23 protein-coding genes and 1 pseudogene are annotated in these 23,491 nt (G+C 73.6%); 14 read left to right on the top strand and 10 right to left on the bottom strand.

Annotated features, from left to right (window positions below; genetic code table 11):
* Positions 1–208: 208 nt before the first annotated feature.
* Positions 209–1,540: an NAD(P)/FAD-dependent oxidoreductase gene (locus tag ACZ6NC_RS03400; RefSeq protein WP_465728490.1), complete on the top strand. Its 1,332-nt coding sequence runs from the start codon at positions 209–211 to the stop codon at positions 1,538–1,540.
* A gap of 292 nt (positions 1,541–1,832) precedes the next feature.
* Here the strand turns inward: ACZ6NC_RS03400 and ACZ6NC_RS03395 are convergent, their stop codons facing one another.
* Positions 1,833–3,671 carry a regulator gene (locus ACZ6NC_RS03395; RefSeq protein WP_465728488.1) on the bottom strand — a complete coding sequence of 613 codons (1,839 nt, stop codon included), beginning with the start codon at positions 3,669–3,671 and terminating at the stop codon, positions 1,833–1,835.
* 309 nt (positions 3,672–3,980) lie between these two features.
* Between ACZ6NC_RS03395 and ACZ6NC_RS03390 the strand changes: the two genes are divergently transcribed.
* The 7 genes from ACZ6NC_RS03390 (at position 3,981) to ACZ6NC_RS03360 (ending at position 11,551) form a co-directional block, all read left to right on the top strand.
* Positions 3,981–4,742, top strand: coding sequence for a 3-hydroxybutyrate dehydrogenase (locus ACZ6NC_RS03390; RefSeq protein WP_465728486.1), 762 nt, complete (start codon positions 3,981–3,983; stop codon positions 4,740–4,742).
* 48 nt (positions 4,743–4,790) lie between these two features.
* Positions 4,791–6,170, top strand: coding sequence for an MFS transporter (locus tag ACZ6NC_RS03385; RefSeq protein ID WP_465728484.1), 1,380 nt, complete (start codon positions 4,791–4,793; stop codon positions 6,168–6,170).
* A 124-nt stretch (positions 6,171–6,294) separates the two neighbouring features.
* Positions 6,295–8,235, top strand: a complete 1,941-nt coding sequence (locus ACZ6NC_RS03380) for a helix-turn-helix domain-containing protein (RefSeq protein WP_465728482.1) — start codon at positions 6,295–6,297, stop codon at positions 8,233–8,235.
* A 173-nt stretch (positions 8,236–8,408) separates the two neighbouring features.
* The gene (gene lipB / locus ACZ6NC_RS03375) at positions 8,409–9,206 is read left to right on the top strand and encodes a lipoyl(octanoyl) transferase LipB (protein WP_465728480.1); all 798 of its coding nucleotides are present in this window, start codon (positions 8,409–8,411) and stop codon (positions 9,204–9,206) included.
* Between the two features lie 181 nt (positions 9,207–9,387).
* Entirely contained in the window at positions 9,388–10,341 is a 954-nt protein-coding gene (gene lipA, locus ACZ6NC_RS03370) for a lipoyl synthase (protein ID WP_465728478.1), read from the top strand.
* Positions 10,342–10,525: 184 nt separating this feature from the next.
* A complete protein-coding gene (locus ACZ6NC_RS03365; protein ID WP_465728476.1) occupies positions 10,526–10,711 on the top strand; it encodes an SCO2195 family GlnR-regulated protein in 186 nt (61 codons plus the stop codon).
* A 150-nt stretch (positions 10,712–10,861) separates the two neighbouring features.
* Positions 10,862–11,551: a DUF4191 domain-containing protein gene (locus tag ACZ6NC_RS03360; protein ID WP_465728474.1), complete on the top strand. Its 690-nt coding sequence runs from the start codon at positions 10,862–10,864 to the stop codon at positions 11,549–11,551.
* Between the two features lie 152 nt (positions 11,552–11,703).
* Here ACZ6NC_RS03360 and ACZ6NC_RS03355 read toward each other — a convergent pair whose 3' ends face one another.
* Positions 11,704–12,171: an RDD family protein gene (locus ACZ6NC_RS03355; RefSeq protein WP_465728472.1), complete on the bottom strand. Its 468-nt coding sequence runs from the start codon at positions 12,169–12,171 to the stop codon at positions 11,704–11,706.
* Positions 12,172–12,425: 254 nt separating this feature from the next.
* Here ACZ6NC_RS03355 and glnA point away from each other — a divergent pair, with 254 nt between their 5' ends.
* Positions 12,426–13,838, top strand: a complete 1,413-nt coding sequence (gene glnA / locus ACZ6NC_RS03350; protein WP_465728470.1) for a type I glutamate--ammonia ligase — start codon at positions 12,426–12,428, stop codon at positions 13,836–13,838.
* A 136-nt stretch (positions 13,839–13,974) separates the two neighbouring features.
* On the opposite strand, the gene ACZ6NC_RS03345 is transcribed toward glnA, so the two are convergent.
* The 3 genes from ACZ6NC_RS03345 to ACZ6NC_RS03335 form a co-directional block, all read right to left on the bottom strand.
* Positions 13,975–15,069, bottom strand: coding sequence for a PP2C family protein-serine/threonine phosphatase (locus ACZ6NC_RS03345; protein ID WP_465728468.1), 1,095 nt, complete (start codon positions 15,067–15,069; stop codon positions 13,975–13,977).
* Positions 15,070–15,229: 160 nt separating this feature from the next.
* Positions 15,230–16,123: a cytochrome P450 gene (locus tag ACZ6NC_RS03340; RefSeq protein WP_465728466.1), complete on the bottom strand. Its 894-nt coding sequence runs from the start codon at positions 16,121–16,123 to the stop codon at positions 15,230–15,232.
* Between the two features lie 63 nt (positions 16,124–16,186).
* The gene (locus ACZ6NC_RS03335) at positions 16,187–16,447 is read right to left on the bottom strand and encodes a hypothetical protein (protein ID WP_465728464.1); all 261 of its coding nucleotides are present in this window, start codon (positions 16,445–16,447) and stop codon (positions 16,187–16,189) included.
* Between the two features lie 143 nt (positions 16,448–16,590).
* Here ACZ6NC_RS03335 and ACZ6NC_RS03330 point away from each other — a divergent pair, with 143 nt between their 5' ends.
* Positions 16,591–16,956 carry an arsenate reductase family protein gene (locus tag ACZ6NC_RS03330; RefSeq protein ID WP_465728462.1) on the top strand — a complete coding sequence of 122 codons (366 nt, stop codon included), beginning with the start codon at positions 16,591–16,593 and terminating at the stop codon, positions 16,954–16,956.
* 107 nt (positions 16,957–17,063) lie between these two features.
* On the opposite strand, the gene ACZ6NC_RS03325 is transcribed toward ACZ6NC_RS03330, so the two are convergent.
* A complete protein-coding gene (locus tag ACZ6NC_RS03325; RefSeq protein ID WP_465728460.1) occupies positions 17,064–17,534 on the bottom strand; it encodes a pyridoxamine 5'-phosphate oxidase family protein in 471 nt (156 codons plus the stop codon).
* Positions 17,535–17,610: 76 nt separating this feature from the next.
* Between ACZ6NC_RS03325 and ACZ6NC_RS03320 the strand changes: the two genes are divergently transcribed.
* Together ACZ6NC_RS03320 and ACZ6NC_RS03315 are read left to right on the top strand one after the other, a co-directional pair.
* Positions 17,611–18,162 carry a DUF1697 domain-containing protein gene (locus ACZ6NC_RS03320; protein WP_465728458.1) on the top strand — a complete coding sequence of 184 codons (552 nt, stop codon included), beginning with the start codon at positions 17,611–17,613 and terminating at the stop codon, positions 18,160–18,162.
* A 127-nt stretch (positions 18,163–18,289) separates the two neighbouring features.
* Positions 18,290–18,835 carry an FHA domain-containing protein gene (locus ACZ6NC_RS03315; RefSeq protein WP_465728456.1) on the top strand — a complete coding sequence of 182 codons (546 nt, stop codon included), beginning with the start codon at positions 18,290–18,292 and terminating at the stop codon, positions 18,833–18,835.
* Between the two features lie 43 nt (positions 18,836–18,878).
* On the opposite strand, the pseudogene ACZ6NC_RS03310 reads toward ACZ6NC_RS03315, so the two are convergent.
* Positions 18,879–19,057 (bottom strand): annotated as a pseudogene (locus ACZ6NC_RS03310) (DUF1152 domain-containing protein); the annotation flags it as partial.
* 62 nt (positions 19,058–19,119) lie between these two features.
* Between ACZ6NC_RS03310 and ACZ6NC_RS03305 the strand changes: the two are divergent.
* Positions 19,120–19,713 (top strand): DUF6891 domain-containing protein, encoded by a 594-nt coding sequence (locus ACZ6NC_RS03305; RefSeq protein WP_465728454.1) that lies wholly within the window; start codon positions 19,120–19,122, stop codon positions 19,711–19,713.
* 22 nt (positions 19,714–19,735) lie between these two features.
* Here the strand turns inward: ACZ6NC_RS03305 and ACZ6NC_RS03300 are convergent, their stop codons facing one another.
* Both ACZ6NC_RS03300 and ACZ6NC_RS03295 read right to left on the bottom strand, forming a co-directional pair.
* A complete protein-coding gene (locus ACZ6NC_RS03300) occupies positions 19,736–20,044 on the bottom strand; it encodes a hypothetical protein (protein ID WP_465728452.1) in 309 nt (102 codons plus the stop codon).
* 160 nt (positions 20,045–20,204) lie between these two features.
* Positions 20,205–20,858 carry a TetR/AcrR family transcriptional regulator C-terminal domain-containing protein gene (locus ACZ6NC_RS03295; protein WP_465728450.1) on the bottom strand — a complete coding sequence of 218 codons (654 nt, stop codon included), beginning with the start codon at positions 20,856–20,858 and terminating at the stop codon, positions 20,205–20,207.
* Positions 20,859–20,978: 120 nt separating this feature from the next.
* Between ACZ6NC_RS03295 and ACZ6NC_RS03290 the strand changes: the two genes are divergently transcribed.
* Positions 20,979–22,550 (top strand): FAD-dependent monooxygenase, encoded by a 1,572-nt coding sequence (locus ACZ6NC_RS03290; protein WP_465728448.1) that lies wholly within the window; start codon positions 20,979–20,981, stop codon positions 22,548–22,550.
* A gap of 67 nt (positions 22,551–22,617) precedes the next feature.
* Here ACZ6NC_RS03290 and ACZ6NC_RS03285 read toward each other — a convergent pair whose 3' ends face one another.
* Positions 22,618–23,376: a hemerythrin domain-containing protein gene (locus ACZ6NC_RS03285; RefSeq protein WP_465728446.1), complete on the bottom strand. Its 759-nt coding sequence runs from the start codon at positions 23,374–23,376 to the stop codon at positions 22,618–22,620.
* Positions 23,377–23,491 lie beyond the last annotated feature (115 nt).

The following is a 23,491-nucleotide window of genomic DNA, read 5'->3' as shown; positions in this document are numbered from 1 at the left end:
GCGCCCGCCGACCCCCGAACCCGGCCGGTTGGGCCACAGTCCGTGACGGCGCCCCCGCCCGGTGTGGCCGAACCCTCCTCGGCCCCGGATACGGCCCGATGCGCTTGTCTGACGCTCACACTGACTGGGCATCACATCGTCGGACCGTGTCCCGGCACCCCGCTGCCTGCGTCGGCCGAAGCTCCGGGACCAGGGAGGGAGCACGCCAGTGCCCACGTACGACTTCACTCGCCGCGCCCGCCGACAGTCCGACCCGGACGTCGTCGTGGTGGGCGCCGGACTCGCGGGCCTGGCCGCCGCCCGCGTACTGACCGGCCACGGACTGACCGTCCACGTCCTGGAGACCACGGACCGCGTCGGCGGCCGGATGGCCACCCGCGAACTGGACGGTTTCCGGCTCGACCACGGCAGCCAACTGCTCAACACCGCCTACCCCGAGCTGCGCCGCGTCCTCGACCTGGACCGCCTCGAACTACGCCCGCTCGCACCCGGCGTACTCGTGCACAGCGGCGGCCGCCGCTACCGCGCCGGGGACCCGCAGCTGACCACCGCCCGGCAGGCCGCCACCCGGGCCCCGCTGGGCAATCCGCTGGACAAGGCCCGGCTGGGCAGCTGGCTCAGCAGGCTGGCCGCCACCCCGGCCGGCCGGCTCCAGGCCCGGCCGGAGACCACCGCCGCCCGCGCGCTCACCGAACGCGGCCTCGCCCCGCGCACCGTCGACGGCTTCCTGCGGCCGCTGCTCGCCGCCCTGCTCAGTGACCCGGCCCTGGGCACCTCCAGCCGGATCGCCGACCTGGTGCTGCGCAGCTACGCGCGCGGCCGGCTCTGTCTGCCCGCCGGTGGCATAGCGGCCGTGCCGGCCCAGCTGGCCGCCGCCCTGCCCGCCGGAACGGTGCGCACCGGGGTGCAGGTCACCTCGATCGCGGCCGACGGAGTGGAGACCGCCGGGCACGGGCGGATCGGCGCGCAGGCCGTGGTGGTGGCGACCGGCGCGCGATCCGCCGCCGGGCTGCTCCCGGGCCTCCGGCTACCGGACTTCCACCCCGTCACGACCTTCTACCACGCGGCCGACCGGGCACCGATCGGCGAGCCCGTCCTGCTGCTGGACGGCGACCGGCCGGGCGGGCGACCGCCGCTGGTCTCGCACTCGGTGGTGCTCAGCGAGCTGCACCCCTCGTACGCCCCGGCCGGGCAGGCACTGGTCGCCACCACGGTGCTCGGGCGGCGCTCCTTCGACGCCGGCGGCCCGGCCGCGCTCGAACCGGCGGTGCGCGCGCGGCTGGCGGAGCTGTACGGCGCGCCGACCAGGGGCTGGCAGTTCCTGAGCGTGCGCCACGTCCCCGACGCGGTGCCGGCCATGCCGCCGCCGCACAACCATCGGCGCCCGGTGCGGCTGCTGGCCGGGCTGTACGTCTGCGGGGACCACCGGGACACCAGCACCGCCCAGGGTGCGCTGGTCTCGGGCCGGCGGGCGGCACAGGCCGTGGTGCGCGACCTGGGGCTGCCGGCCGGCGCCCGCGAGGCGGAGGCGGCGGCCTGACGCGGGCCCCGCGGGGCGGGGCCCGGGCGCCTTCGGGGTGGTCCCGGCCGGCGGGACCGGGGCGCTCTCGGCCGGTACGCCGCGACGGCGCTGCCGCTGGTCGTGGTGATCACCACGATCGAGGTGGACGCCGGGCACCTGCCCTCGTCCACCGCGGCGGCGCCGGTCGGCGCGGGCATGCTCTCGGTGCTGATCCTTCCGCTGCCGGCACAGCGGCCGCGCGGCGACGTCCGCCCGCCGGCCGCCGAGGGCGACCGGCCACGGGTGAACGCCGAGAGCTGGTGGTCGTGGGTCAGATCACCCCCGCCTGGCGGGCCGTCTCCTCGAAGGCGCGGGCCACCGGACTGCCGCGGTACGGGGTGAGCCGGCGGTGGAAGTCCCGGACGTACTCCAGCGAGCGGGCCGAGCGCATCTCGCCGGCCGCCCGCAGGGCGTCGGTGGCCATGGTGCACGCCTCGTCGAGGTCGCCCATGCCGAGCCGGGCGGTGGCCAGCACCATCCGGCAGAAGATCCGGCTCCGGGCGTAGGCGGGTGAGCGCAGCCGCAGCGACTTCTCGGCGTGCTGGGCGGACGTCCGCCACTGCTGGAGGTCCCGGTAGCAGTGGGCGAACTCGTCGGAGAGCTGGGCCTCGTCGAAGTACCGGGCCCAGGAGGGGAGTTCGTCGCCGGCCCGGGCCGCGGCCAGCGACCGCTCGGAGCGGACCAGCGCGGTGGTGCAGGCCCGGACGTCGCCGAGCAGGCCGTGCCCGCGCGCCTCGGCGGCGTGCAACAGCGCCTGCACGGTGGGCGGTACGGCGGTGCCGACGCCCTGCTGGGCGACCCGGGCCAGCTGGACGGCCTCCCGGCCGTGGCCGAGGTGCACCGCCTGCTGGCTCATCGTCACCAGGACGTAGCCGCCGAGCGCCCGGTCCCCCGCGGCCTGGGAGAGCCGCAGTGCCTGGACGAAGTAGCGCTGGGCCAGGCCGTGCGCGGCGATGTCGAAGGACGTCCAGCCGGCCAGCCTGGTCAGGTCGGCCACCGCGCCGAACAGCGCCCGGCCGATCTGCTCGCCGTAGCGGCCACGCAGCATCGGCTCGGCCTCGCTCTCCAGGTAGCGGACCAGCGCCTGGCGGGCGTGGCCGCCCCCGTAGGCGTGGTCCAGCGCGCGGAAGAGGTCCCCGACGGCGCGGATGGCGGCGATGTCGCCCCGGCCGACCCGCAGCGCCGGGCGCTGCTCGCGGGCCGGGTCGGTGTACGGCGGCTCGACGGCGACGGGCGGGCGGCGGCTCTGGGTCGGCACCCGGCCGAGCGCGGTCGACGCCGCCTGGCCGACGGCCGCAGCCGGGGCGGAGGCCCGGGAGGAGGGCGCGCCGGAGGCGGGTGCCGGACCGCGCACCGGGGGTGCGGCGGGCGCGCCGGCGGGCGGCGCGCCGGGGGCATCCGGCCGGGGCAGGGTGGAGCCGTCCCGGGCGACGCGCTCGTCCGTCCGGCCGATCAGCCAGTCCCGGCTGGGGACGACCAGCCCGGCCGGTGTGAAGGCGATCCGGCGCAGTTCGGACTGCGGGCCGTTGTCCTTGCGCCACATGCTCGCCACGATGTCCACCGCCTCCTGCGGCGTCTCGGCGAACTCCAGGCCCGCGTAGACCGGGGCGCAGGCGTCCAGGCCGAGGTCCTGGGCGGTGAGGCGGCGGCCGAGCCGGCGGGTGAAGACCTCGGCGATCAGCGCCGGGGTGGCGCCGCGCGGCTGCTGGCCGCGGAGCCAACGGGTGACCGAGGTCTTGTCGTACCGCAGGTCGAGGCCGTGCTCCAGGCCGAGCTGGTCGACCCGGCGGGCCAGGCCGGCGTGCGAGAAGCCGGCCTCCTCGATCAGGGCGGCCAGCTGGCCGTTCTGCGGGCCCGGGCCGGAGTGACCGGCCGTGGGCGGGGGCGGTGCCGGCGCGGTCGCGGGCGCGGCAGAGTCGTCCGGGGCGGCGGCGACGGCGCCCTGATGCCGTTCGGGCGTGACGGACGTGATCTGCGCGGGCACTCGCAACTCGTCGGCGGTCGGGGCGTCGGGGGCGTCCGGAAGGGCCCGGCCGACCGGACCTCGGTGCTGGTCGAGCGGGTCGAGCGGTCCGTACGCCGGGCTGTCGGTTGCAGGCCGTTGGGGCATAGTCAGTCAACACCTCTCGGACGCCGCACCGGCTCCACCAGCACTTCGGCTGCCCGTGGCGGCGCCCCCTGTCGGGAATCGGCGCGAATGTAGCGAGCATTCGGGCGCTATGGGTGGTTCTGGCCGAGCAATCCTCCGAACGGGTGAAGCATCGGCGCCCATTGTGGGGAAGCCAGGACAAGATGGGTTTGACTCCAGGTGGCCGAACCGCCGATCGACCGTCGTAGTGCTGACCGCCACAGTTCACCGGATTGCTGTAGGCCCCCGCCACATAGGAGCCGGGCCGCCGGATTCCTACCGTTCTCGGCCATGGACACCACTTCAGCCCGCCCGCTCGACGGCCGTACGGCCCTGGTCACCGGGGCCGCCTCGGGGATCGGCCGGGCCTGCGCGGAGGCCTTCGCCGAGGCCGGCGCCCGGGTCTACGTCGTCGACCTCGCGGCCGCCCCGGCCCGGGAGCTCGCCGAGCGGATCGGCGGCGTCGCCCACGTCGCGGACCTCTCCGACCCGGAGGCGGTCGAGGGCCTGCCGGACGACGCCGACATCGTGGTCAACAACGCCGGCCTCCAGCACGTCGCCCCCGTGCACGAGTTCCCGCTCGAACGCTTCACCCTGATCCAGCGGGTGATGGTCGAGGCCCCGTTCCGCATCCTGCGCCGCACCCTGCCGCACATGTACGAGCAGGCCTGGGGGCGGGTGGTCAACATCTCCTCCGTCCACGGCCTGCGTGCCAGCGCCTTCAAGTCGGCCTACGTGACCGCCAAGCACGCGCTGGAGGGGCTGAGCAAGACGGTCGCCCTGGAGGGCGCGCCGCACGGCGTCACCAGCAACTGCATCAACCCCGGCTACGTCCGCACCCCGCTGGTGGAGCGCCAGATCGCCGGCCAGGCGCTGGCACACGGCATCCGCGAGGACGAGGTGGTGGAGCAGATCATGCTCGACCGCACCGCCGTCAAGCGGCTGATCGAACCCGACGAGGTGGCCCAGCTCGCCCTCTGGCTCTGCTCCGCGCACGCCTCCTACATCACCGGTGCCAGCCTCCCCGTCGACGGCGGCTGGACCGCGCACTGACCCTCCCCGCCGCTCCCCCGCCCGTCCCCCTCCGAGAGGCTTGATCCCATGGCCAGTTCTCCCACCGTCGCGAGACCGGGCTCACCGCTCTGGAAGGTGGTCGGTGCCAGCCTGATCGGCACCACCATCGAGTGGTACGACTACTTCCTGTACGGCACCGCCGCCGCGCTGGTCTTCGGCAAGGTGTTCTTCCCGGCGAGCGATCCGCTGACCGGGACGCTGCTCTCCTTCCTCACCTACGCGATCGGGTTCGCCGCCCGGCCGCTCGGCGCGCTGGTCTTCGGGCACTTCGGCGACCGGATCGGCCGCAAGAAGCTGCTGGTGGTGAGCCTGCTGCTGATGGGCGGGTCGACCACGCTGATCGGGCTGCTGCCGACGTACCACCAGGTCGGCGTGGCGGCGCCGGTGCTGCTCACCCTGCTGCGGCTGGTGCAGGGCTTCGCGCTCGGCGGCGAGTGGGGTGGCGCGGTGCTGCTGGTGTCCGAGCACGGGGATGCCCGGCGGCGCGGGTTCTGGGCGTCCTGGCCGCAGGGCGGCGCACCGGCCGGGAACCTGTTGGCGGCGGGCGTGCTCTCGCTGCTGACCACCATGCAGTCCGACGCCACCTTCCTCTCCTGGGGCTGGCGGGTGCCGTTCCTGCTGTCGGCGCTGCTGGTCGCGGTCGGGATGTGGATCCGGCTGGCGGTCGACGAGTCCCCGCTGTTCAAGGAGGCGCTGGCCCGCTCCGAGGCGCGCAAGGCCTCGCAGCGGCAGGCCGAACAGCCGCCGCTGGTCGCGGTGGTGCGGCACCACTGGCGGGAGGTGCTGGTGGCGATGGGCGCCCGGATGGCGGAGAACATCTCCTACTACGTGATGACCACGTTCGTCCTGGCCTACGCCGTGACCCGGGTTCACCTGCCCAAGCAGACCGCGCTGAACGCGGTGCTGATCGCCTCGGCGATCCAGTTCGCGCTGATCCCGCTCTTCGGGGCGCTCTCCGACCGGGTCGGGCGCAAGCCGGTGTATCTGGTCGGCGCGGTGGGCGTCGGCGTCTGGGCGTTCGTCTTCTTCGGGCTGGTGGACACGAAATCGTTCGGCTCGCTGGTGCTGGCGGTGACCGTCGGACTGGTCTTCCACAGCGCCATGTACGCACCGCAGGCGGCCTTCTTCTCCGAAATGTTCGCCACCCGGATGCGGTACTCGGGCGCGTCGATCGGCGCCCAGTTCGCCTCGGTGGCGGCCGGCGCGCCCGCGCCGCTGATCGCGACCGCGCTGCTGAAGGACTACGGCAGTTCCACCCCGATCGCGGTGTACGTGGCCATCGCGGCGGCGATCACCGTCCTCGCGGTGCTCTGCAGCCGGGAGACCCGCGGCAGCGATCTGGCGGAGGTCGAGGAGAGGGCCGCGGAGGCCGATCAGGCCTCGGTCGGGAAGCCCGCGATCGTCTGACCACCCGGCGGCCGGCGCTCATTACCGCATGAGCGCCGGCCGTCCACGGCCACCCGGAACGAGCAGCTACGATCGCGCTTCCGTCCCTGGGGACCGAGACCCACTGCCGATTGGCGGCCGTACCGTGAACGACCCCCTCCCCCACACCAGCTCGGCGCCCGCGCTGCGGCGGCTGCTCGACCTGCTCGCCTCCGGCGCCGCCACCGAGGACTTCGCCGACGTGCTGGCCGACGCGCGCCGGCAGGGGGCGCCGGGGGCCGTGCTGAGCGAGATCGACGACGCCACCTGGCAGGCGTTGCGGGTGCACCGGACGCTGCGTCAGCACCGCCGCCGCGAGGCCGAGCTGACGGCCCTGTTCGATACCGCCGGGGATCTCGCCGCCTCCCGGGACCTCGACAGCGTGCTCCAGGCGATCGTCCGCCGGGCCCGGATGCTGCTCGGCACCCACACCGCCTACCTGACCCTCCCGGACGAGGCCGCCGGCGACACCTACATGCGGGTGACCGACGGCTCGGTCTCCGTGCTCTTCCAGACCCTGCGGCTCAGCCTCGGCGACGGCCTCGGCGGCCTGGTCGCCCAGACCGCCCGCCCGTACGCGACCCCCGACTACCGGACCGACGAACGCTTCCACCACACCGGCACCATCGACGCCGGCGTGCTCGACGAGGGCCTGGTGGCGATCATCGGGGTGCCGCTGCTGCTCGGTGGCCAGGTGATCGGCGTGCTCTTCGCCGCCGACCGCTCGCCGCGCGCCTTCTCCCCCGACGAGGTCGCGCTGCTCTGCACCCTGGCCGCGCACGCCGCGATCGCCCTGGACACCGCCAAGTCGCTGGCCGACACCCGGGCCGCGCTCGCCGAGCTGAACAGCGCCAACGAGCTGATCCGGGCCCACTCCGCCGCCGTCCAGCGCGCCGAGCAGGGCCACGACCGGCTCACCGACCTGGTGCTGCGCGGCGCCGAAGTACCGGACGTCGCCGCCGCGGTGGCCGCGCTGCTGGGCGGCGAGATAGCCGTGCTGGACACCGGCGGCGAGCCGCTGGCCGGCCGGGCCGCGCCCGCCGAGGGGCTGGCCGAGGCGGTCGCCGCGTCCCGGTCCGAGGGCCGCTCGGTGCGGCACGGTGACGCCTGGGTCTGCGCGGTGCTGGCCGGTCAGGAGCCGCTGGGCACCCTGGTGCTGCTCGGCCGGCCGGGCCTGGACGACGCCGACCGGCGGCTGTTCGAGCGGGCCGGTGTGGTCACCGCGCTGCTCCTGCTGCTGCGCCGCTCGGTCGCCGAGACCGAGAACAGGGTCCGCGGCGAACTGCTCGCCGACCTGCTCACCGCCCCCGACCGCGACCCGGCCGGCCTCACCGCACGCGGCCGCCGGCTCGGCGTGGACCTCGGCCGCCCGCACCTGGTGCTGGTCGCCGAACCGGCCGGCGCCCCCGGCGCCGCGCCCAGCGCCGCCACGGCCGCCACCGACCGCGGCCGGCTGGCGGGCGCCGCCGGGCGGTACCTGTTCGGCTCGCGCGGCATCAGCGCGGAGCACGGCGAGACCGTCGTCCTGCTGCTCCCGGACGACGGCTCGGCGGGCGCCCCCCAGGAGGCGGCCGGGCAGGCGGCCGAGCGGCTCGCCCGGCTGGCCGGGTTCCCGGTCACCGTGGGCGCCGGCCGGCCCGCCGCCGGCCCGGTCGCGCTGGCCGCCTCGTACGCCGAGGGCCTGCGCTGCGTCCGGGCGCTGCGGGTGCTCGGCCGGGCCGGGGACGGCGCCTCCGCCCGGGCGCTCGGCTTCCTCGGGGTGCTGCTCGGGGACGGCCACGACGTGGACGGCTTCGTCGGCGCGACGCTCGGCCCGCTGCTGGACTACGACGCCCGGCGCGGCACCGAGCTGGTCCGCACCCTGCGCGCCTACTTCGACTGCGGCGGCAGCCTGACCCGGGCCAAGGACGAGCTGCACGTCCACGTGAACACGGTGGTGCAGCGGCTGGACCGGGTCGAGGTGCTGCTCGGCCGGGACTGGAACCACCCCGAGCGCTCGCTGGAGCTCCAGCTGGCGCTGCGGCTCCAGCTGCTCGCGGGCACCTGAACGAACGGCCGGCCCCGGGCTGCTCGCGGGCACCTGAACGGCCGATCGCGGCCGGGGCGTACAGTGGCGAGGTTGGTCTCGAACGCCTGGCAAGGAGCAGCAGCAGTGAGCGAGCGAACCATCAACAGGCACACGTCGCGCGACGTGACCGCCGAGCTCGGTGAGGTGGGCGCATGAGCGCGAACATACGGTTCGTGCGGATGGGCATCGGCGAGGGCGCGGTCCCCTACCAGGAGGCCTGGGAGGAGCAGCAGCGGCTGCACGCGCTGCGGGTCGCGGACGAGATCCCCGACACCGTGCTGCTGCTGGAGCACCCGCCCGTGTACACGATGGGCCGGCGCACCAACCCGGCCGACCTGCCGCTGGACGGCACGCCGGTGGTCGAGGTCAACCGGGGTGGCGAGATCACCTGGCACGGCCCCGGCCAGCTGGTCGGCTACCCGATCGTGAAGCTCCCCGAGCCGATGGACGTCGTCGCGTACGTGCGCCGGCTGGAGGAGGCACTGATCCGGGCCTGCGGCGAGTTCGGCGTGGAGACCACCCGGGTCGAGGGCCGCAGCGGGGTCTGGGTGCTGGGCGAGGCCATCCCGGACGCGGTGGTGGACCCGTCGCAGGTGGTGGACCTCGGCAAGCTGACCCTGCGGATGGGCCTGCCGCTGGGCATCGACCCGCGCCTGGCCGGGCCGGAGTACGCGCCCTCCAACGCCGGGCAGCGCGGCGACGACCGCAAGCTCGCCGCGATCGGCGTGCGGGTCTCGCGCGGGGTGACCATGCACGGCTTCGCGCTGAACTGCAATCCGGACATGACCTGGTTCGACCGGATCGTGCCGTGCGGCATCCGGGACGCGGGCGTCGCGTCGCTCTCGGGCGAGCTGGGCCGCGAGTTCCCGGTCGGCGAGGCGCTGTCCGCGGTCTCGAAACACCTGGCGGACGTGTTCGCCGAACTGCCGGAGCCGGCGCTCAGCCGCTGACCCGGGACGACCCGCAGGTCCCGGGATCCACCCGGCAGGTCCGGGAAATCCACCCGGCTGGTCCGGGGAATCTACCCGCCGGTAGCGATGTTGCCCTGCGATTGCGGGCCACCGGCCCGGCGAAGGCCGTACAAGCACAGGCGTACCCTGGGGGTACCCCGTCTAGTTCTAGGAGTCGCACGTGTCCGCTGTCGCACCCGACGGCAGGAAGCTGCTCCGCCTGGAGGTCCGCAACAGCGAGACCCCCATCGAGCGGAAGCCCGAGTGGATCAAGACCCGCGCGAAGATGGGCCCGGAGTACAACGCCCTCCAGTCGCTGGTGAAGAAGGAGGGGCTGCACACGGTCTGCCAGGAGGCCGGCTGCCCCAACATCTTCGAGTGCTGGGAGGACCGCGAGGCGACCTTCCTCATCGGCGGTGACCAGTGCACCCGCCGCTGCGACTTCTGTCAGATCGACACCGGCAAGCCCGCCGAGTTCGACCGCGACGAGCCGCGCCGCGTTGCCGAGTCCATCGTGACCATGGACCTCAACTACGCCACCATCACCGGCGTCGCCCGCGACGACCTGGAGGACGGCGGCGCCTGGCTGTACGCCGAGACGGTGCGCCAGGTGCACGCGATGACGGCCGGGCGCGAGGCCGGCCGCACCGGCGTCGAGCTGCTGATCCCCGACTTCAACGCGGTGCCCGAGCAGCTGGCCGAGGTCTTCTCGTCCCGCCCCGAGGTGCTGGCGCACAACGTCGAGACGGTCCCGCGGATCTTCAAGCGGATCCGGCCCGCGTTCCGCTACGAGCGCTCGCTGGACGTCATCACCCAGGCCCGCGCGGCCGGGCTGGTCACCAAGTCCAACCTGATCCTGGGCATGGGCGAGACCCGCGAGGAGGTCAGCCAGGCGCTGGCCGACCTGGTCGGGGCCGGCTGTGAGCTGATCACCATCACCCAGTACCTGCGCCCGTCGGTGCGCCACCACCCGGTGGAGCGCTGGGTGAAGCCGCACGAGTTCGTCGAGCTCCAGCAGGAGGCCGAGGAGCTGGGCTTCGCCGGCGTCATGTCCGGCCCGCTGGTGCGCTCCTCGTACCGCGCCGGGCGGCTGTACCGGCAGGCGCTGGAGCACCGCGCGCAGGCGTCGGCCTGACCGGCCGGCGGCTTCCGGCCACCGAAGGGCGGAGCTTCGGCTCCGCCCTTCGGGTTCTCCGGGTTCACCAGGCTTTGACTGCCAGGTCACGGACTGGTAACACGGGGTGGTGACAATGGGACCGTTCGAATCATTTCCGCCACGGACCCTGTCACCGGGTCCGTCACGAGGGGAGCTGTTCGACATGCAGGTCGGCATCCGGTCGGTGGGCACCGCGCTGCGACTGGCCGAGAGCGTGCTGCTGGCCGGCGGCCAGCGACAGGCCCGGCGCAACGCCTGGGCGGCGGTCTGCGAGAACCGCCGGTACGCGGCGGACCGCGAGCGCGACGCGCCGCCCGGCGGCCCCGTCACCGAGTCCGCGCACCGCTAGCCGAGTGGCGGTCCCGCCGGCTGCGCACCGCCGGCGGAGCCCCCGCGTTCGTACCCCTACGGAGCCGCGCGGGTCCACCAGAGTCACGGTTGGGGCGAACGGGCACCCGGGCTTGGATATCCCGTACCCACGCCACGTACCATGAGCGTTATGGCGAGGGAAACATCCGAAAACCCCGGGCGGCTGAAGCAGATCCGCCTGGCGTACACCATGACCAAGAAGGTCGACACCAAGATCGGCCTGATCATCGCCGGCGTCGGCCTGCTGACCTTCGGCGTGTTCCTCGCCATCGGCTTCGCAATCGACCACCCGATCTATCTGGGCATCCTGGGCTTCATCGTGGCCTTCCTGGCCATGGCGATCGTCTTCGGGCGCCGGGCCGAACGCGCAGCGTTCGGGCAGATGGAAGGGCAGCCGGGGGCCGTAGCGGCGGTGCTGAACAACATCAAGCGAGGGTGGAGCGCGAGTTCCACCCCGGTGGCGGTCACCCGTAGCCAGGACGCGGTCTACCGCGCCGTGGGCCGGGCCGGCATCGCGCTGATCGGCGAGGGCAACCCGAACCGGGTGCGCCAGCTGCTGGCCTCCGAGAAGAAGAAGATGGCCCGGGTCGTCGGCGACGTGCCGGTGCACGACATCGTGGTGGGCAACGGCGAGGGCGAGATTCCGCTCAAGAAGCTGCAGGTCCACCTGATGCGTCTGCCGCGCGCCATCACCCCGGCCCAGGTCACCGAGACCAACGACCGGCTGCGCGCCCTGGGCGACCTGCTCTCCAAGGCGCCGATCCCCAAGGGCCCGATGCCCAAGGGTGCCCGGATGCCCAAGGGCGGCCAGGCCCGCTGACCCACCCCTCCCCATTCGCACGAAACGGCCCCGCCGCGGAAGTTCCGCGGCGGGGCCGTTCGACGTTCTCGAATCCTCTTCCGGGCATCGGCCCGGCCTCGGGGCCACGCCTCAGGTCATACCCCTCGCGTCACGCGCCTCGGGGCCGGACCTCAGATCCGGACCTCGGCGGTGCCGACCGCCTTGTCGTGCAGGCCGCGGGTGTCGCGGTCCCAGACCAGGGCCGGCACCAGCAGGCAGAGCAGCAGCGTGCGCAGCAGCACCTGGGGGATGGTGGCGCGGCTGCCGTCCAGGCGCACCACCCGCAGGCCGAACAGCCGCTTTCCGACGGTCGTCCCCGTGGTGGCGAGCAGCAGCGCGGTGACGGCGAAGAAGAGCGGGGTGGTCCACATGTTGGCCGAGCCCGGGGAGCCCTTGGCGATCAGCCCGTAGGCGACCAGGGAGACCAGCCAGCCGTCGACGAAGAGCGCGCCCAGCCGGCGGCCCGGGCCGGCGATCGAGCCGGGGCCCTCCTTGGGGAGTCCGAGGCGCTCACCACGGTGGCCGAAGTCGGTGCCCATCTTCTCGGCGGCCGCCTTCGGGCCGTCGATCCACGATCCCAACGCTTCTCTGGTGTCCACGAATCCACACTAACCGGGCGGACGGTCCGGGCCTGCACCGCCTCCCCCGGAGGGTGAATCGCGTCGCCCGGCGCTTCCCAAGTGGTCCAGACCACTCAAGCGGCCCGACCAGGGCGGGCGAAGCGTTTTGCCCCGGAGCGTACGATTTTGCCGCCCGTTCAACGGCGGCGGTTAACATTCAGGAAACGACCGGGTCACCGGTTGGAAACGGGCCATTCCTAGGGTGAGCCCAATTCGCACGCCGAGGAGGATGGATGTTCAACAACGCCGCCGAAGTGAAGCAGTTCATTCAGGACAACGATGTGAAGTTCATCGACGTCCGGTTCTGCGATCTCCCGGGCGTCATGCAGCACTTCTCCGTGCCCGCGGCGACCTTCGACCCGTCCGAGACCCTGATGTTCGACGGTTCGTCGATCCGCGGCTTCCAGGCCATCCACGAGTCCGACATGGCACTCGTCCCGGACCTGGCCACGGCCCGGCTCGACCCGTTCCGCAAGGAGAAGCACCTCAACATCAACTTCTTCATCCAGGACCCGGTCACCGGCGAGGCCTACAGCCGCGACCCGCGCAACGTCGCCAAGAAGGCGGAGGCCTACCTCGCCTCCTCCGGCATCGCCGACACCGCGTTCTTCGGTCCCGAGGCCGAGTTCTACGTCTTCGACTCGGTCCGGTTCGACACCAGCGCCAACGCGTCGTACTACCACATCGACTCCGAGGCGGGCGCCTGGAACACCGGCTCCGCCGAGGGCGACGCCCGCGGCTACAAGGTCAAGTACAAGGGCGGATACTTCCCGATCCCGCCGGTCGACCACTTCGCCGACCTGCGCGCCGAGATGTCCCTGGAGCTGGCCGCGGCCGGCCTGGAGGTCGAGCGCCAGCACCACGAGGTGGGCACGGCCGGCCAGGCGGAGATCAACTACAAGTTCAACACCCTGCTGCACGCCGCCGACGACCTGATGCTGTTCAAGTACATCATCAAGAACGTCGCCTGGCGCAACGGCAAGACCGCCACCTTCATGCCGAAGCCGATCTTCGGCGACAACGGCTCGGGCATGCACGTCCACCAGTCGCTGTGGACGGAGGGCTCGCCGCTCTTCTACGACGAGCAGGGCTACGCCGGGCTCTCCGACACCGCCCGCTACTACATCGGCGGGCTGCTCAAGCACGCCCCGTCGCTGCTGGCCTTCACCAACCCGTCGGTGAACTCCTACCACCGCCTGGTCCCGGGCTTCGAAGCGCCGGTCAACCTCGTCTACTCGCAGCGCAACCGCTCGGCCGCGATCCGCATCCCGATCACCGGCTCCAACGCCAAGGCCAAGCGGATCGAGTTCCGCGCACCGGACCCCTCGTCCAACCCGTACCTGGCCTTCGCCGCGATGCTGATGGCCGGCCTCGACGGCATCAAGAACAAGATCGAGCCGCTGGAGCCGGTCGACAAGGACCTCTACGAGCTGGCCCCCGAGGAGCACGCCAACGTGCCCCAGGTGCCCTCCTCGCTGCCGGCCGTCCTGGAGGCCCTGGAGGCCGACCACGAGTACCTGCTCGCGGGCAACGTCTTCACGCCCGACCTGATCGAGACCTGGATCGACTTCAAGCGCACCAACGAGATCGCCCCGATCGCCCTGCGCCCGCACCCGCACGAGTTCGAGCTCTACTACGACCTGTAGGCCGTCGCGGCCCGAACGCCGTCGCCGCTCGTTCCCGAAGCCCCCACCCCCGCAGTCGCCTGCCGGGGTGGGGGCTTCGGCGTGCCGAAGCGGCGGGACGGGGGCAGGGCGGGGGTCACGCCGGCGGTGTACCCGGTCACTCCCGGGTGAGGGCGAGGACGGCGAGGTCGTCGGCGAGCAGGCCGGCGTACTCGTGGACGTCGTGGGCGAGGAAGGAGACCAGGCGGTCCGGGGCCGTCGTGCCGAGCGTGGTCAGACGGCGGGCCAGCGGGTAGAAGGCGCCGGTGGCATCGCGGGCCTCGCTCACGCCGTCGGTGTAGAGCAGCACCGTGTGACCGGGCGGGAGGGGGACGGCCGCGGGGTCGGGCCGCCGGGCGGAGGCCCGGCCGAGGGGGCCGAGGCCGAGCGGCAGCTCGTACGGGCAGTGCACCGGGGCGGCGCTGTGGTCGGAGAGCAGCAGCGGCGTGACATGGCCCCGGTTGACGATCTCGACGTGCTCCGCACCGGGGCGGTACTGGAGCAGGACGGCGGTCACGAACAGCTCGTCGTCGCCCCGGGCGGCGGCGTCGCGCAACACCGCGCGGTCCAGTTGCTCGGCGAGTTCGACCAGGTCGGCGGTGTCGTGGGCGGTCGCCCGGAAGGCGCCGAGCACGTCGGCCACCGTCCGGACCGCGCCGAGGCCCTTGCCGCGGACGTCGCCGAGCAGCACTCGGGCACCGAAACGGGTGTCGCAGACCTCGTAGAGGTCACCGCCGACCAGCGCCTCGGCCTGGGCCGGGCGGTAGAGGCCCGCCACCCTCAGGCCGCCGGCCCGCTCGGGGACGGGGCGCAGGACGGTCCGTTGCAGGGTCGCGGCCACCGTGCGGGTGCGCAGCAGGGTGCGGCTCTGGCGGATCCGCTGCCAGGAGAGCGCGGTGCCCATCACGCCGGCGAGCAGGGTGGAGATGTAGACCCAGACGTGGTGCTGCTCGTCGACGTGCCCGGCTCGCAGGGCCAGCAGGAGCTGGAGGGCGAGGGCGCCGGCCGTGGCGCCGGCGGTGACCGCCGGGCCGTGGCTGAACGCCACCACCACCGGCAGCGCGGTCAGCAGGAAGCCGGCCGCGACGGCGTCCGGGACGACCGCCTCGGCCACCAGGTCGAGCACCACCAGCACCACCGGGAGCCAGGCCACCCAGCGCGGCGGTCTCGGCTCCTCGGCCACCGGCTGCGGTGGGCGGGGCGCTGTGGGCACGGCGGAGACCTCCTGGCCGGCCGGTGGGGGCGCCGGTCCGGGGCGAACCGCTCCGGGGCGGCCGGTTCGTCCTTCCATGCTCCCCCACCGGCGGCGCGGCGGCCCCTTTCTTTGGTCCCGGCTGCCCGGGCCGAACGCCCCTGCCCCCGGGGGCAGGGGCTCAGCGGACCGTGACCGGCAACGTCTCGTAGCCGCGCAGGACGAGGCGGTCCCGGCGGGTGGCGACGCCGCCGGGCGCCAGCCGGGGGAAGCGGTCGAGCAGGGCCGGTACGGCGACCTCGGCCTCCAGCCGGGCCAGCTGGGAGCCCAGGCAGAAGTGCGGGCCGCCGCCGAAGCTGAGCGGCTGGCTGTCGGTACGGCCCGGGTCGAACAGCTCCGGACGGTGATAGCGGGCCGGATCGTGGTTGGCCGCGCCCAGCAGGACCACCACCACACTCCCGGCCGGCGCCGGCACACCGGCCACGGCGAGGCCGTCGGCGGCCGCGACCCGGGTGGTGAGCTGGACCGGCGAGTCGTGGCGGAGCACCTCGTCGGTCAGCAGCGCGGGGGCCACCGCGCCGGTGCGGAGCCCGTCCATCGCCTCCGGGTGGCGGAAGAGCAGGGCGAGACCGTTGCCCAGCAGGTTGGTGGTGGTCTCGAAGCCGGCCACCAGCAGCAGCACCAGGTTGGCCAGCAGCTCGGCGCCGGATATCCGCTCGGGGGCGTCGGCGGCGATCCGGGCCAGGTCGCTGACCAGGTCGTCCTGCGGGCGGGCCAGGCGCTCGGCGACCAGCGCGGTGAAGTAGCGGGACAACTCGTCGGCGGCCTCGTCGGCGACGGTGAGCTCGTCGAGGTCCTGGATCAGCTCCAGCGCGATGGTGAGGTCGCCCGCGAGGCCCCGGAAGCGGTAACGGTCGGGCCCGGGGACGCCGAGCAGCTCGCAGATCACCTCGACCGGCAGCCGGAAGGCGAAGGCGTCCATGAAGTCGACGGGCGAACCGTCGGCGCCGCGCTGTGCCATGCCGTCCAGCAGCCGCCCGACCGCCGCCGCCACGGCCGGCCGCAGCGCGGCCACCCGGCGGGCGTTGAACGCCGAGGCGATCAGCGAGCGGACCCGGCCGTGGTCGGGCGCGTTCCGCTAGAGGATCGAGCGGCCGAGCAGGGTGACGGAGGAGTGCCGGGCGAGGGCGGCGTCCGCCAGGGCCAGTTTCTCGGTGGCCTCCAGCATGAAGGCCGGGTTGCGCAGCACCTGGTTGGCGGCGGCGTGCCCGATCGCGAGGACGGTGCCCGGCCCGGCGGGGGCGGCCGCGCCCAGCTCGTGCGCCCGCACGTACAGCGGGTACGGATCCGCCCTGCCCTCGCTGGTCATCAGCTGTCCGATGATCGACGCGCCGTCCATCCGGTGCTCCCCTCCCGAGACCCTCCCCCTGGCTTCTCAACCCTCCTCGGGCGGAAGGAAGTTCCCGTCGGACGCGGGCCCTGCGCCGGTCGGCCCGCACCCGGTTCACCCGCTCCGGACCGGGCGGTCGGTACGCTGGCCGCATGGAAATCTGGATCAACCCGCGATGCGGGAAGTGCCGAACGGCGCTCGGCGAGCTGGAGGCCGTGGGCGCCGAGTACACCGTGCGGCGCTACCTGGAGGACCCGCCGTCCGCCGCCGAACTGGAGAAGGTACTGGAGCGGCTGGGGCTGGAGCCGTGGGACATCACCAGGCTCGACGAGCAGTCCGCCAAGGACCTCGGGATGAAGAAGTGGACCCGGGAGCCGGGCGACCGGGCACGCTGGATCGCGGCGATGGCCTCGCACCCGATCCTGATCCAGCGCCCGATCATCACCGCGGACGACGGTCACGCCGTCGTGGCCCGGACGCCCGAGGTCCTCAAGTCCGTACTGCCGAAGAAGGGCTGACCCGCGCGGGAGCCGCCCCCGGTGCCGGGGCGGTCACCGGCGCCGCCCCTGGTACCGCTGTCAGTACCGCCGCCGGTACCGCGGTCAGTACCGCCGTCAGTCCGCCGTCAGTGCCGCTGGATGCGCTGCACCGGCTCACCGGGGCGCCAGGACGTGATCCAGAGGTGGTCGTCGCCCACGGTGGTGTGCACCACCTGCTCCAGCTCCAGCCGGAAGGCGTGGAACGGGCCGGGCGGCGGCTCCGGCAGATCGGCCTCGTAGGCGGCCAGCTCGACCGCGTCGGTGATCTCGACGGCGCGGCCCGAGACCTTGGAGTCCCCGCCCTCCATCGTCTCGTCGCTCGGGTGGGCGTGCAGGGCGAAGCGGGCGTCCCGCTGGAGGTCGCGGGCCTTCACCGCCCCGTACATCGACCCGAGGGTGAGGTCGGCGCCGATGAACTCCACCTCGGTGCCGCTCACCCGGGGTGAGCCGTCCTTGCGGAGCGTCGCCAGGACGTGGTGTTTGTTGGCCTCGAAGCGGGCCCGCACGGCGGGGGCCAGATCCGGTGCCTCGTGCTCGAAATCCTGCCAGGTAGCCATGGCGTCAGTGTGGCACCGACCGGTGACAATCCCGGCGAACCGGGGCGATGTCCGTCCCCGGTGCCAGACTGGCCCGGTGACCACCACGACCACGTACATCGCCTTCCTGCGCGCCGTCAACGTCGGCGGCCGGACGGTGAAGATGGAGCGGGTGCGGGCCCTCTTCGCCGAGCTGGGCCTCGGCGACGTTCGTTCGTACATCCAGAGCGGCAACATCTTCTTCACCACCGACGAACCGGACCGGGCCGCGCTCACCCGGCGCATCGAACAGCACCTGACCGAGGCGCTCGGCTACCCCGTCCCGGTGATGCTGCGCACCGTCGAGGAGGTCGAGGCGGTGCTCGCCGCCGAGCCGTTCGCGGGCATCGAGGTCACGCCGGACCTCCGACTGATGATCAACTTTCTCTCCGAGCCGCTGCCGGCGGACTTCCCGGTCCCGTACACCTCGCCGAAGGGCGACTACGAGGTGATCGGCGCCGACCCGGCCACCGCCTATGTGGTGGTCCACCTCCAGGACGGACGGCTGAAGACCAGCGGCAACCTCTTCGGCAAGTCCTACCGGGGCTCGGCCACCGCCCGGTTCCTGCACACCACCGTCAAGATCCTGGCCGCCGCCAGGAAGAGCTGACCCCGCCCCGACACGTCCGGGAGCCCGGTCCGCGCGGCCGGCGCCGGCCCTGAAGCCCGCCCTGGCGCCGACCCTGAAGCCGGCCGCAATCTGGACAGGCGGGGGCGGCTGAGCCGACAATCGGGCCATGACGTCTCCTGAGATCCGGACGCGTGTGGTCCGGCCGTCCGAGGTCGAGCGCGAGCAGGCGCTCGGAGTGCTGCGGGAGGGCGCGGGCAGCGGCCGGCTCTCGCACGACACCTTCCTCGGCCGGATGGAGCTCGTGCTGCACGCCACCAGCCGGGCCGAGCTGGACGAGGCGATGGCGGGCCTGCCGGCCGGCAACCCGGTCGGGCGGTTCCTACTGCGGACGGTGGGTCAGCTCTCGGCGTTCGGCGTGCGGCTGCGCGGGGCGTGGCGGATCGAGCGGCTGCCCGGACTGAGCCTGCCGCAGTCCGGGGAACGCCAGTTGACGATCGGCCGGGTCCCGGGATCGGGGCTGCGGCTGCACGACATCTCGGTGTCGCGCCACCACGCCGAGCTGCGGCGGGAGGGCGACAGCTGGGTGCTGTACGACCTCGGCTCGACCAACGGCACCCATGTGAACGGCCTCCGGATCGCGGGCGGGGTCCGGGTCCGTCCGGGCGATCAGGTCCGCTTCGGCAACCTGGAGTTCCGGCTCGCCTCGGGCTGAACAGCGACCGGCCGGGCCTGCCGGACAGCGACCGGCCGGGCCTGCCGAACAGCGACCGGGTGAAGGAGAGGTCGGCCAGGCGCACCTCCTTGCCGGCCGCGCGCAGGCGAGCGCCAGCGGCAGGCCCGCGTACCCGTCGAAGCCACCGCCGGCGCCGGCGATCAGGATGCGCTCGGCGGCCAGCAGACGGGTGATCAGGGGCGGTTGGAAGATGGAGAACACCGGCGGACGGTAACACCGGGCCCGGCGGTGGTTGTGTCGGTGGGCGGTGCGAGGATTCGGGCATGAACCAGGACACCGAGCTCACCTTCGATGTACGGCGCGAGGCCGAGGAGCGTGCCCGTGAGTTGATCCGGTGCGGCTTCCAGGAGCCCGACGAGATAGCCGAGTCCCTGGTCGACGAGTTCGAGGACCAGGGGCTGGAGGAGGAGGACGCCGAGGAGATCGTCGCCCCGCTCTGGCGGGAGCGGCTGGCCGAGCAGGCGTCCTGGCCGGAGACGACGGACGTGGACCGGCTGGAGGAGGCGTTCGACGCGCTGGAGGACCAGGGCATCGTCGCGGCGATGGACTTCACCTGCTGCTCGAGCTGCGGCTACGAGGAGATCGGCGGCGAGGCCGAGGAGGACTCGCGCGGCTTCGTCTTCTTCCACCAGCAGGACACCGAGGGCGCGGCCGCCGGGCGCGGGCTGATGCTGCGGTACGGCGGGTTCCGGGCCGAGGGCGAGTCGAAGGAGTCGGCGGAGCTGCGGACGGTGGAGATCGGCCGCGAGGTGGTGGCGGCGCTGGAGGCGGCGGGCCTGCCGGTGGAGTGGGACGGTTCGCCGGGCAAGGCGATCGCCGTCACTCCGCTGACCTGGCTCAACCGCCTGCCGGAGTAGGACCTGCCGTCCGCTCGGGCGGTCAGCGGCTGACGTGGAGTTCGGCGTAGTGGTCGTGCGCGTTGGCGTTGCGGAGGGTGATCTTCGCCGCGCCGAGGGTGGTCTCGGTGTCCTCGGTGAGGGTCTTGGTCTCGTCTCCGAGCTTCACCTCGGCCGAGTTGTCGGTGATGTGGCCGACAATCAGCTTGAGGGTCTTGTCGTTGCCGAAGACCTCGACGGTGTGCGTGGATTCACCGTCTTCGGTGCGGACGACGACGTCGCAGGTGTTGTCGTTCAGGCAAGGCGCCGCCCTTGCAGGCGGCGAGCCCGCCGCCGAGCAGCAGGACGGCACCGGCCGCCAGGGCGGCCGGTCGGACCGGTGCGGGGCGGCGCCGTACGGGGCGCGGTGAGGTGGTCATGGCTCCGACGGTAGGTGCCCGGACGCGCCGCGCCATCGGCCCCCGGCGGTACCGTCCCCCTGGCTGCCCCCGGATCCAGCCGTTGCGAATCCCCTAGGGGGACTGGGGAGTTGACGGCCCGAGGACGCGCTCGACGCCGGCCACGAGGACGGCGAGGCCGCGTTCGAAGCGGCGCTCGAACCCCCCGAAGAAGTCCTGCCCCGCGGCGGCGGCCAGCTCGTACGCGGGGTCGATGGCGGCGGCCCGCTGCTCCGGGTCGTAGCCGGATGCCCGCTCCCCCGGCACGGGGTGGACGGCCTGCTCCTCGATCACGAAGCCGATGGTGTACGCGTACCCGGTGGTGAACGCCTGTGCAGCGTCGGCGAGTTCGAAGCCGGCCCGGGTGAAGACGCCGAGCAGGGCGTGTTGGCCCTCGGCGTGGCCGTAGTCGGTGAGCCGGGTACCGCTGAAGACCTTGGCACCGTCGCGGTAGCCGAGCAGGGCGGCGCGCAGTGTGCGGCAGGTGTCGGCGAGCGCCTCCTGCCAGGAGTCGGGCGGAGCGGCCGGCCCGGCGGACATCCGGCGGAGCATCTCGGTGGCCATCTCGTCCAGCAGCGCCTGCTTGTTGGCGAAGTGCCAGTACAGCGCGGGTGCCTTGACGTCCAGTTCGGCGGCGATGCGGCGCAGGGTGAGGCCGTCGAGGCCGGTCTCGTCGAGCAGTCGCAGCGCGGTGTCGACGACCTGGGCGCGGTCCAGCTTCGGTGGCACGGCCGGCCGCCTTCCTGTGGATGCGAGCCCATGGGTGCGGGCTCCCGGCATTGACAATTTAACACCGTTAAGCCCATGCTCTCCCCATCGGCCAACTTAACGTCGTTAAGGAGAGCTCTCATGCGGCACGCCCGGCCCCAGCCCGCCCAGCCCCAGCCCGCCCAGCCCCAGCCCGCCCAGCACGCCCAGCACGCCCAGCCCCAACCCACCGCACTCCCGGAGCAGACCGACGTCCTGATCGTCGGCGCCGGACCGACCGGCCTCACCCTGGCCTGCGACCTCGCCCGGCGCGGGGTGCGCGCCCTGCTGGTGGAACGCGCCCCGGCGCTCTTCCCCGGCTCCCGCGGCAAGGGGATCCAGCCCCGCACCCTGGAGGTCTTCGAGGACCTCGGGATCCTGCCCGCCGTCCGCGCGGCCGGCGCGCCCTACCCGCGGATCCTGTCCTGGCGGGACGGCGAGCGGCAGGGCGAATGGGAGCTGGTCGAGCGGACGGCCCCCGACGACCCGACCGTCCCGTACCCGGACGTCTGGATGATCCCGCAGTGGCGCACCCAGGAGATCCTGCACGACCGGCTGCGGGAGCTCGGCGGAGAAGTCCGCTTCGACACCGCGCTGACCGGCCTCGACCGGCACCCCGACCGGGTGGCGGCCACCCTGACCGGCCCGGACGGCGCCGAGCGGGCCGTCACGGCCCGGTACCTGGTGGCCGCCGACGGCGGGCGCGGCGCCGTCCGCCGGCTGGCGGGCATCCCGATGGCCGGCGAGCAGGTCGACCCGCAGCACTCGCTGGTCGCGGACGTCGAGATCGCCGGGCTCGACCGCGGCAACTGGCACTTCTGGCCGGACGGTCCCGGCGGGGCGCTGCTGCTCTGCCCGCTGCCCGGCACCACCGAGTTCCAGCTGCTCGCCCAGTTCGGCGCGGACGAGGAACCGGACACCTCACCGGACGCGGTGCGCGAGGTGATCGCAGCCCGCACCCACCTCGCCGCCGCGGCGGTCGGGACGGCCCGCTGGACCTCGGCGTTCCGCCCGAGCGCGGCGCTGGCCGAGCGGTTCCGGGCCGGCCGGGTGTTCCTCGCCGGCGACGCCGCGCACATCCACTCCCCGGCGGGCGGGCAGGGCCTCAACACCAGCATCCAGGACGCCTACAACCTGGGCTGGAAGCTCGGGCAGGTGCTGCTGCACGACGCCCCCGAGGAGCTGCTGGACAGCTACGAGGAGGAGCGGCTGCCGATCGCCGCCGACGTGCTGGAGATCTCCACCCGGCTGCACCGCGCGGGTGCCGTCCGGGATGGCAGGCTGCGCGGGCCGAGGACGGAACAGCTGGGCGTCGGCTACCCGGACGGGCCGCTCACCGTGGAGGCGCGGCCGGGCGTGGCCGAGGAGGCGTTGCGGGCGGGCGACCGGGCGCCGGACGCTCCGCTGGAGGGCGCGGCACCGGAGGGGACGTCGGCCGGGGCGGAGGCCCGGCTGTTCGACCTGTTCCGCGGCCCGCACGTGACGGTGCTCGCCGTCGGCCGCGACCTGCCGGCCGTGCCGGCCGGGGTGCGGGCGCACCGGGTGGACGGCGGAGTGGCCGCCGGGGCGTACGGCAGCGGACTCTTCGTCGTCCGGCCGGACGGCTATGTCGGGCTGGCCACCGACGACCCGGCCGACCTGCCGGGATACCTGGCCCGGCTGGGGATCCGCTGACCCGGTGACATATTCGCAAGGCATATGCCACGCGCGTAGATCACCGGCCCGGAAAAACGGCCGCCGGTCACTCGGCGGCGCCGTCCCGGACGTCGGGCGGGCCCCAGAGCGGGGCGGTGCAGCGCTGGTAGGTCGACTGCCAGTGCGGCCAGCTGCGGGCCACGTCGTCGTCGCAGTCCGCGATCAGCCGCTCGACCAGTGCCGGCTCGACGCCGTCCAGCAGCCAGGCGAGCGCGTCCGCGGTGCCGGGGCCGTCGGCGGAGCGCAGCAGGTCCAGCAGCTCGGGCAGGCCGCCGACCCGGGAGGTCTCCTTGAACACCCGCTCCATCCGGGGCAGCAGCTGGCGCTCCTCGATCCGCAGGTGGGTTTCCAGCCGGGCCGCCAGATCCTCCATCGCGTAGGCGACCGGCCAGGCGCTGCCTGCGTCCCGGCTGGCGATCCGGACCAGGGTGCCGACCCGGGTGAAGGAGTGGTCGAGGTTGTGGTGGTCCTCCTCCAGCCAGTTGAGCAGCAGCCGCAGCTCGGGCGCGAAGCGGCGGACGATCGGCCAGACCCGGCTGTCCTGCTGCTCGTGGTGGCAGGTCAGCATCGCGTTGACGAAGTGCCAGTGCCGCAGCAGCGCCGCGCCCTTCTCGTCCTCGCCGGGCTGAAGCAGCCGCAGCGCGTTGGGCAGCCGCGCCAGGTCTCGGCGGAGCGCCGCGTGCACCAGCCGCAGCCCGGCGAACCGGACGGCTTGCGACTCCTCGCCGGTGGGCTGCGCACGGTCGGAGCCCCACTGGGCGGGGGCTGCGGGCGGGGACGCTACGGGCAGCAGATGGCTCGGCATGACACTCTCTTCACGACTTGGCACGGCTGGTGTACGGCGGTTCCACCAAAGTGCTCACAGTCGATCAGAGCCGAATCAATGTCCGATTGACGTGCAGGTCAGCGCCCCGGCCGGG

It is taken from the genome of Kitasatospora sp. NPDC041988 (assembly GCF_055588525.1).
This window is presented reverse-complemented; position numbering and strand designations above follow the sequence as displayed.

Bases quoted from the DNA above. Each gene is read 5' to 3' on its own strand.
- ACZ6NC_RS03395 (WP_465728488.1), bottom strand. From the start codon at position 3,671: ATGCCCCAACGGCCTGCAACCGACAGCCCGGCGTACGGACCGCTCGAC.
- lipB (WP_465728480.1), top strand. From the start codon at position 8,409: ATGAGCGCGAACATACGGTTCGTGCGGATGGGCATCGGCGAGGGCGCG.
- glnA (WP_465728470.1), top strand. From the start codon at position 12,426: ATGTTCAACAACGCCGCCGAAGTGAAGCAGTTCATTCAGGACAACGAT.
- ACZ6NC_RS03365 (WP_465728476.1), top strand. From the start codon at position 10,526: ATGCAGGTCGGCATCCGGTCGGTGGGCACCGCGCTGCGACTGGCCGAG.
- ACZ6NC_RS03285 (WP_465728446.1), bottom strand. From the start codon at position 23,376: ATGCCGAGCCATCTGCTGCCCGTAGCGTCCCCGCCCGCAGCCCCCGCC.
- ACZ6NC_RS03330 (WP_465728462.1), top strand. From the start codon at position 16,591: ATGGAAATCTGGATCAACCCGCGATGCGGGAAGTGCCGAACGGCGCTC.
- ACZ6NC_RS03315 (WP_465728456.1), top strand. From the start codon at position 18,290: ATGACGTCTCCTGAGATCCGGACGCGTGTGGTCCGGCCGTCCGAGGTC.
- ACZ6NC_RS03325 (WP_465728460.1), bottom strand. From the start codon at position 17,534: ATGGCTACCTGGCAGGATTTCGAGCACGAGGCACCGGATCTGGCCCCC.
- ACZ6NC_RS03305 (WP_465728454.1), top strand. From the start codon at position 19,120: ATGAACCAGGACACCGAGCTCACCTTCGATGTACGGCGCGAGGCCGAG.
- ACZ6NC_RS03335 (WP_465728464.1), bottom strand. From the start codon at position 16,447: ATGGACGGCGCGTCGATCATCGGACAGCTGATGACCAGCGAGGGCAGG.
- ACZ6NC_RS03390 (WP_465728486.1), top strand. From the start codon at position 3,981: ATGGACACCACTTCAGCCCGCCCGCTCGACGGCCGTACGGCCCTGGTC.
- ACZ6NC_RS03360 (WP_465728474.1), top strand. From the start codon at position 10,862: ATGGCGAGGGAAACATCCGAAAACCCCGGGCGGCTGAAGCAGATCCGC.
- ACZ6NC_RS03385 (WP_465728484.1), top strand. From the start codon at position 4,791: ATGGCCAGTTCTCCCACCGTCGCGAGACCGGGCTCACCGCTCTGGAAG.
- ACZ6NC_RS03290 (WP_465728448.1), top strand. From the start codon at position 20,979: ATGCGGCACGCCCGGCCCCAGCCCGCCCAGCCCCAGCCCGCCCAGCCC.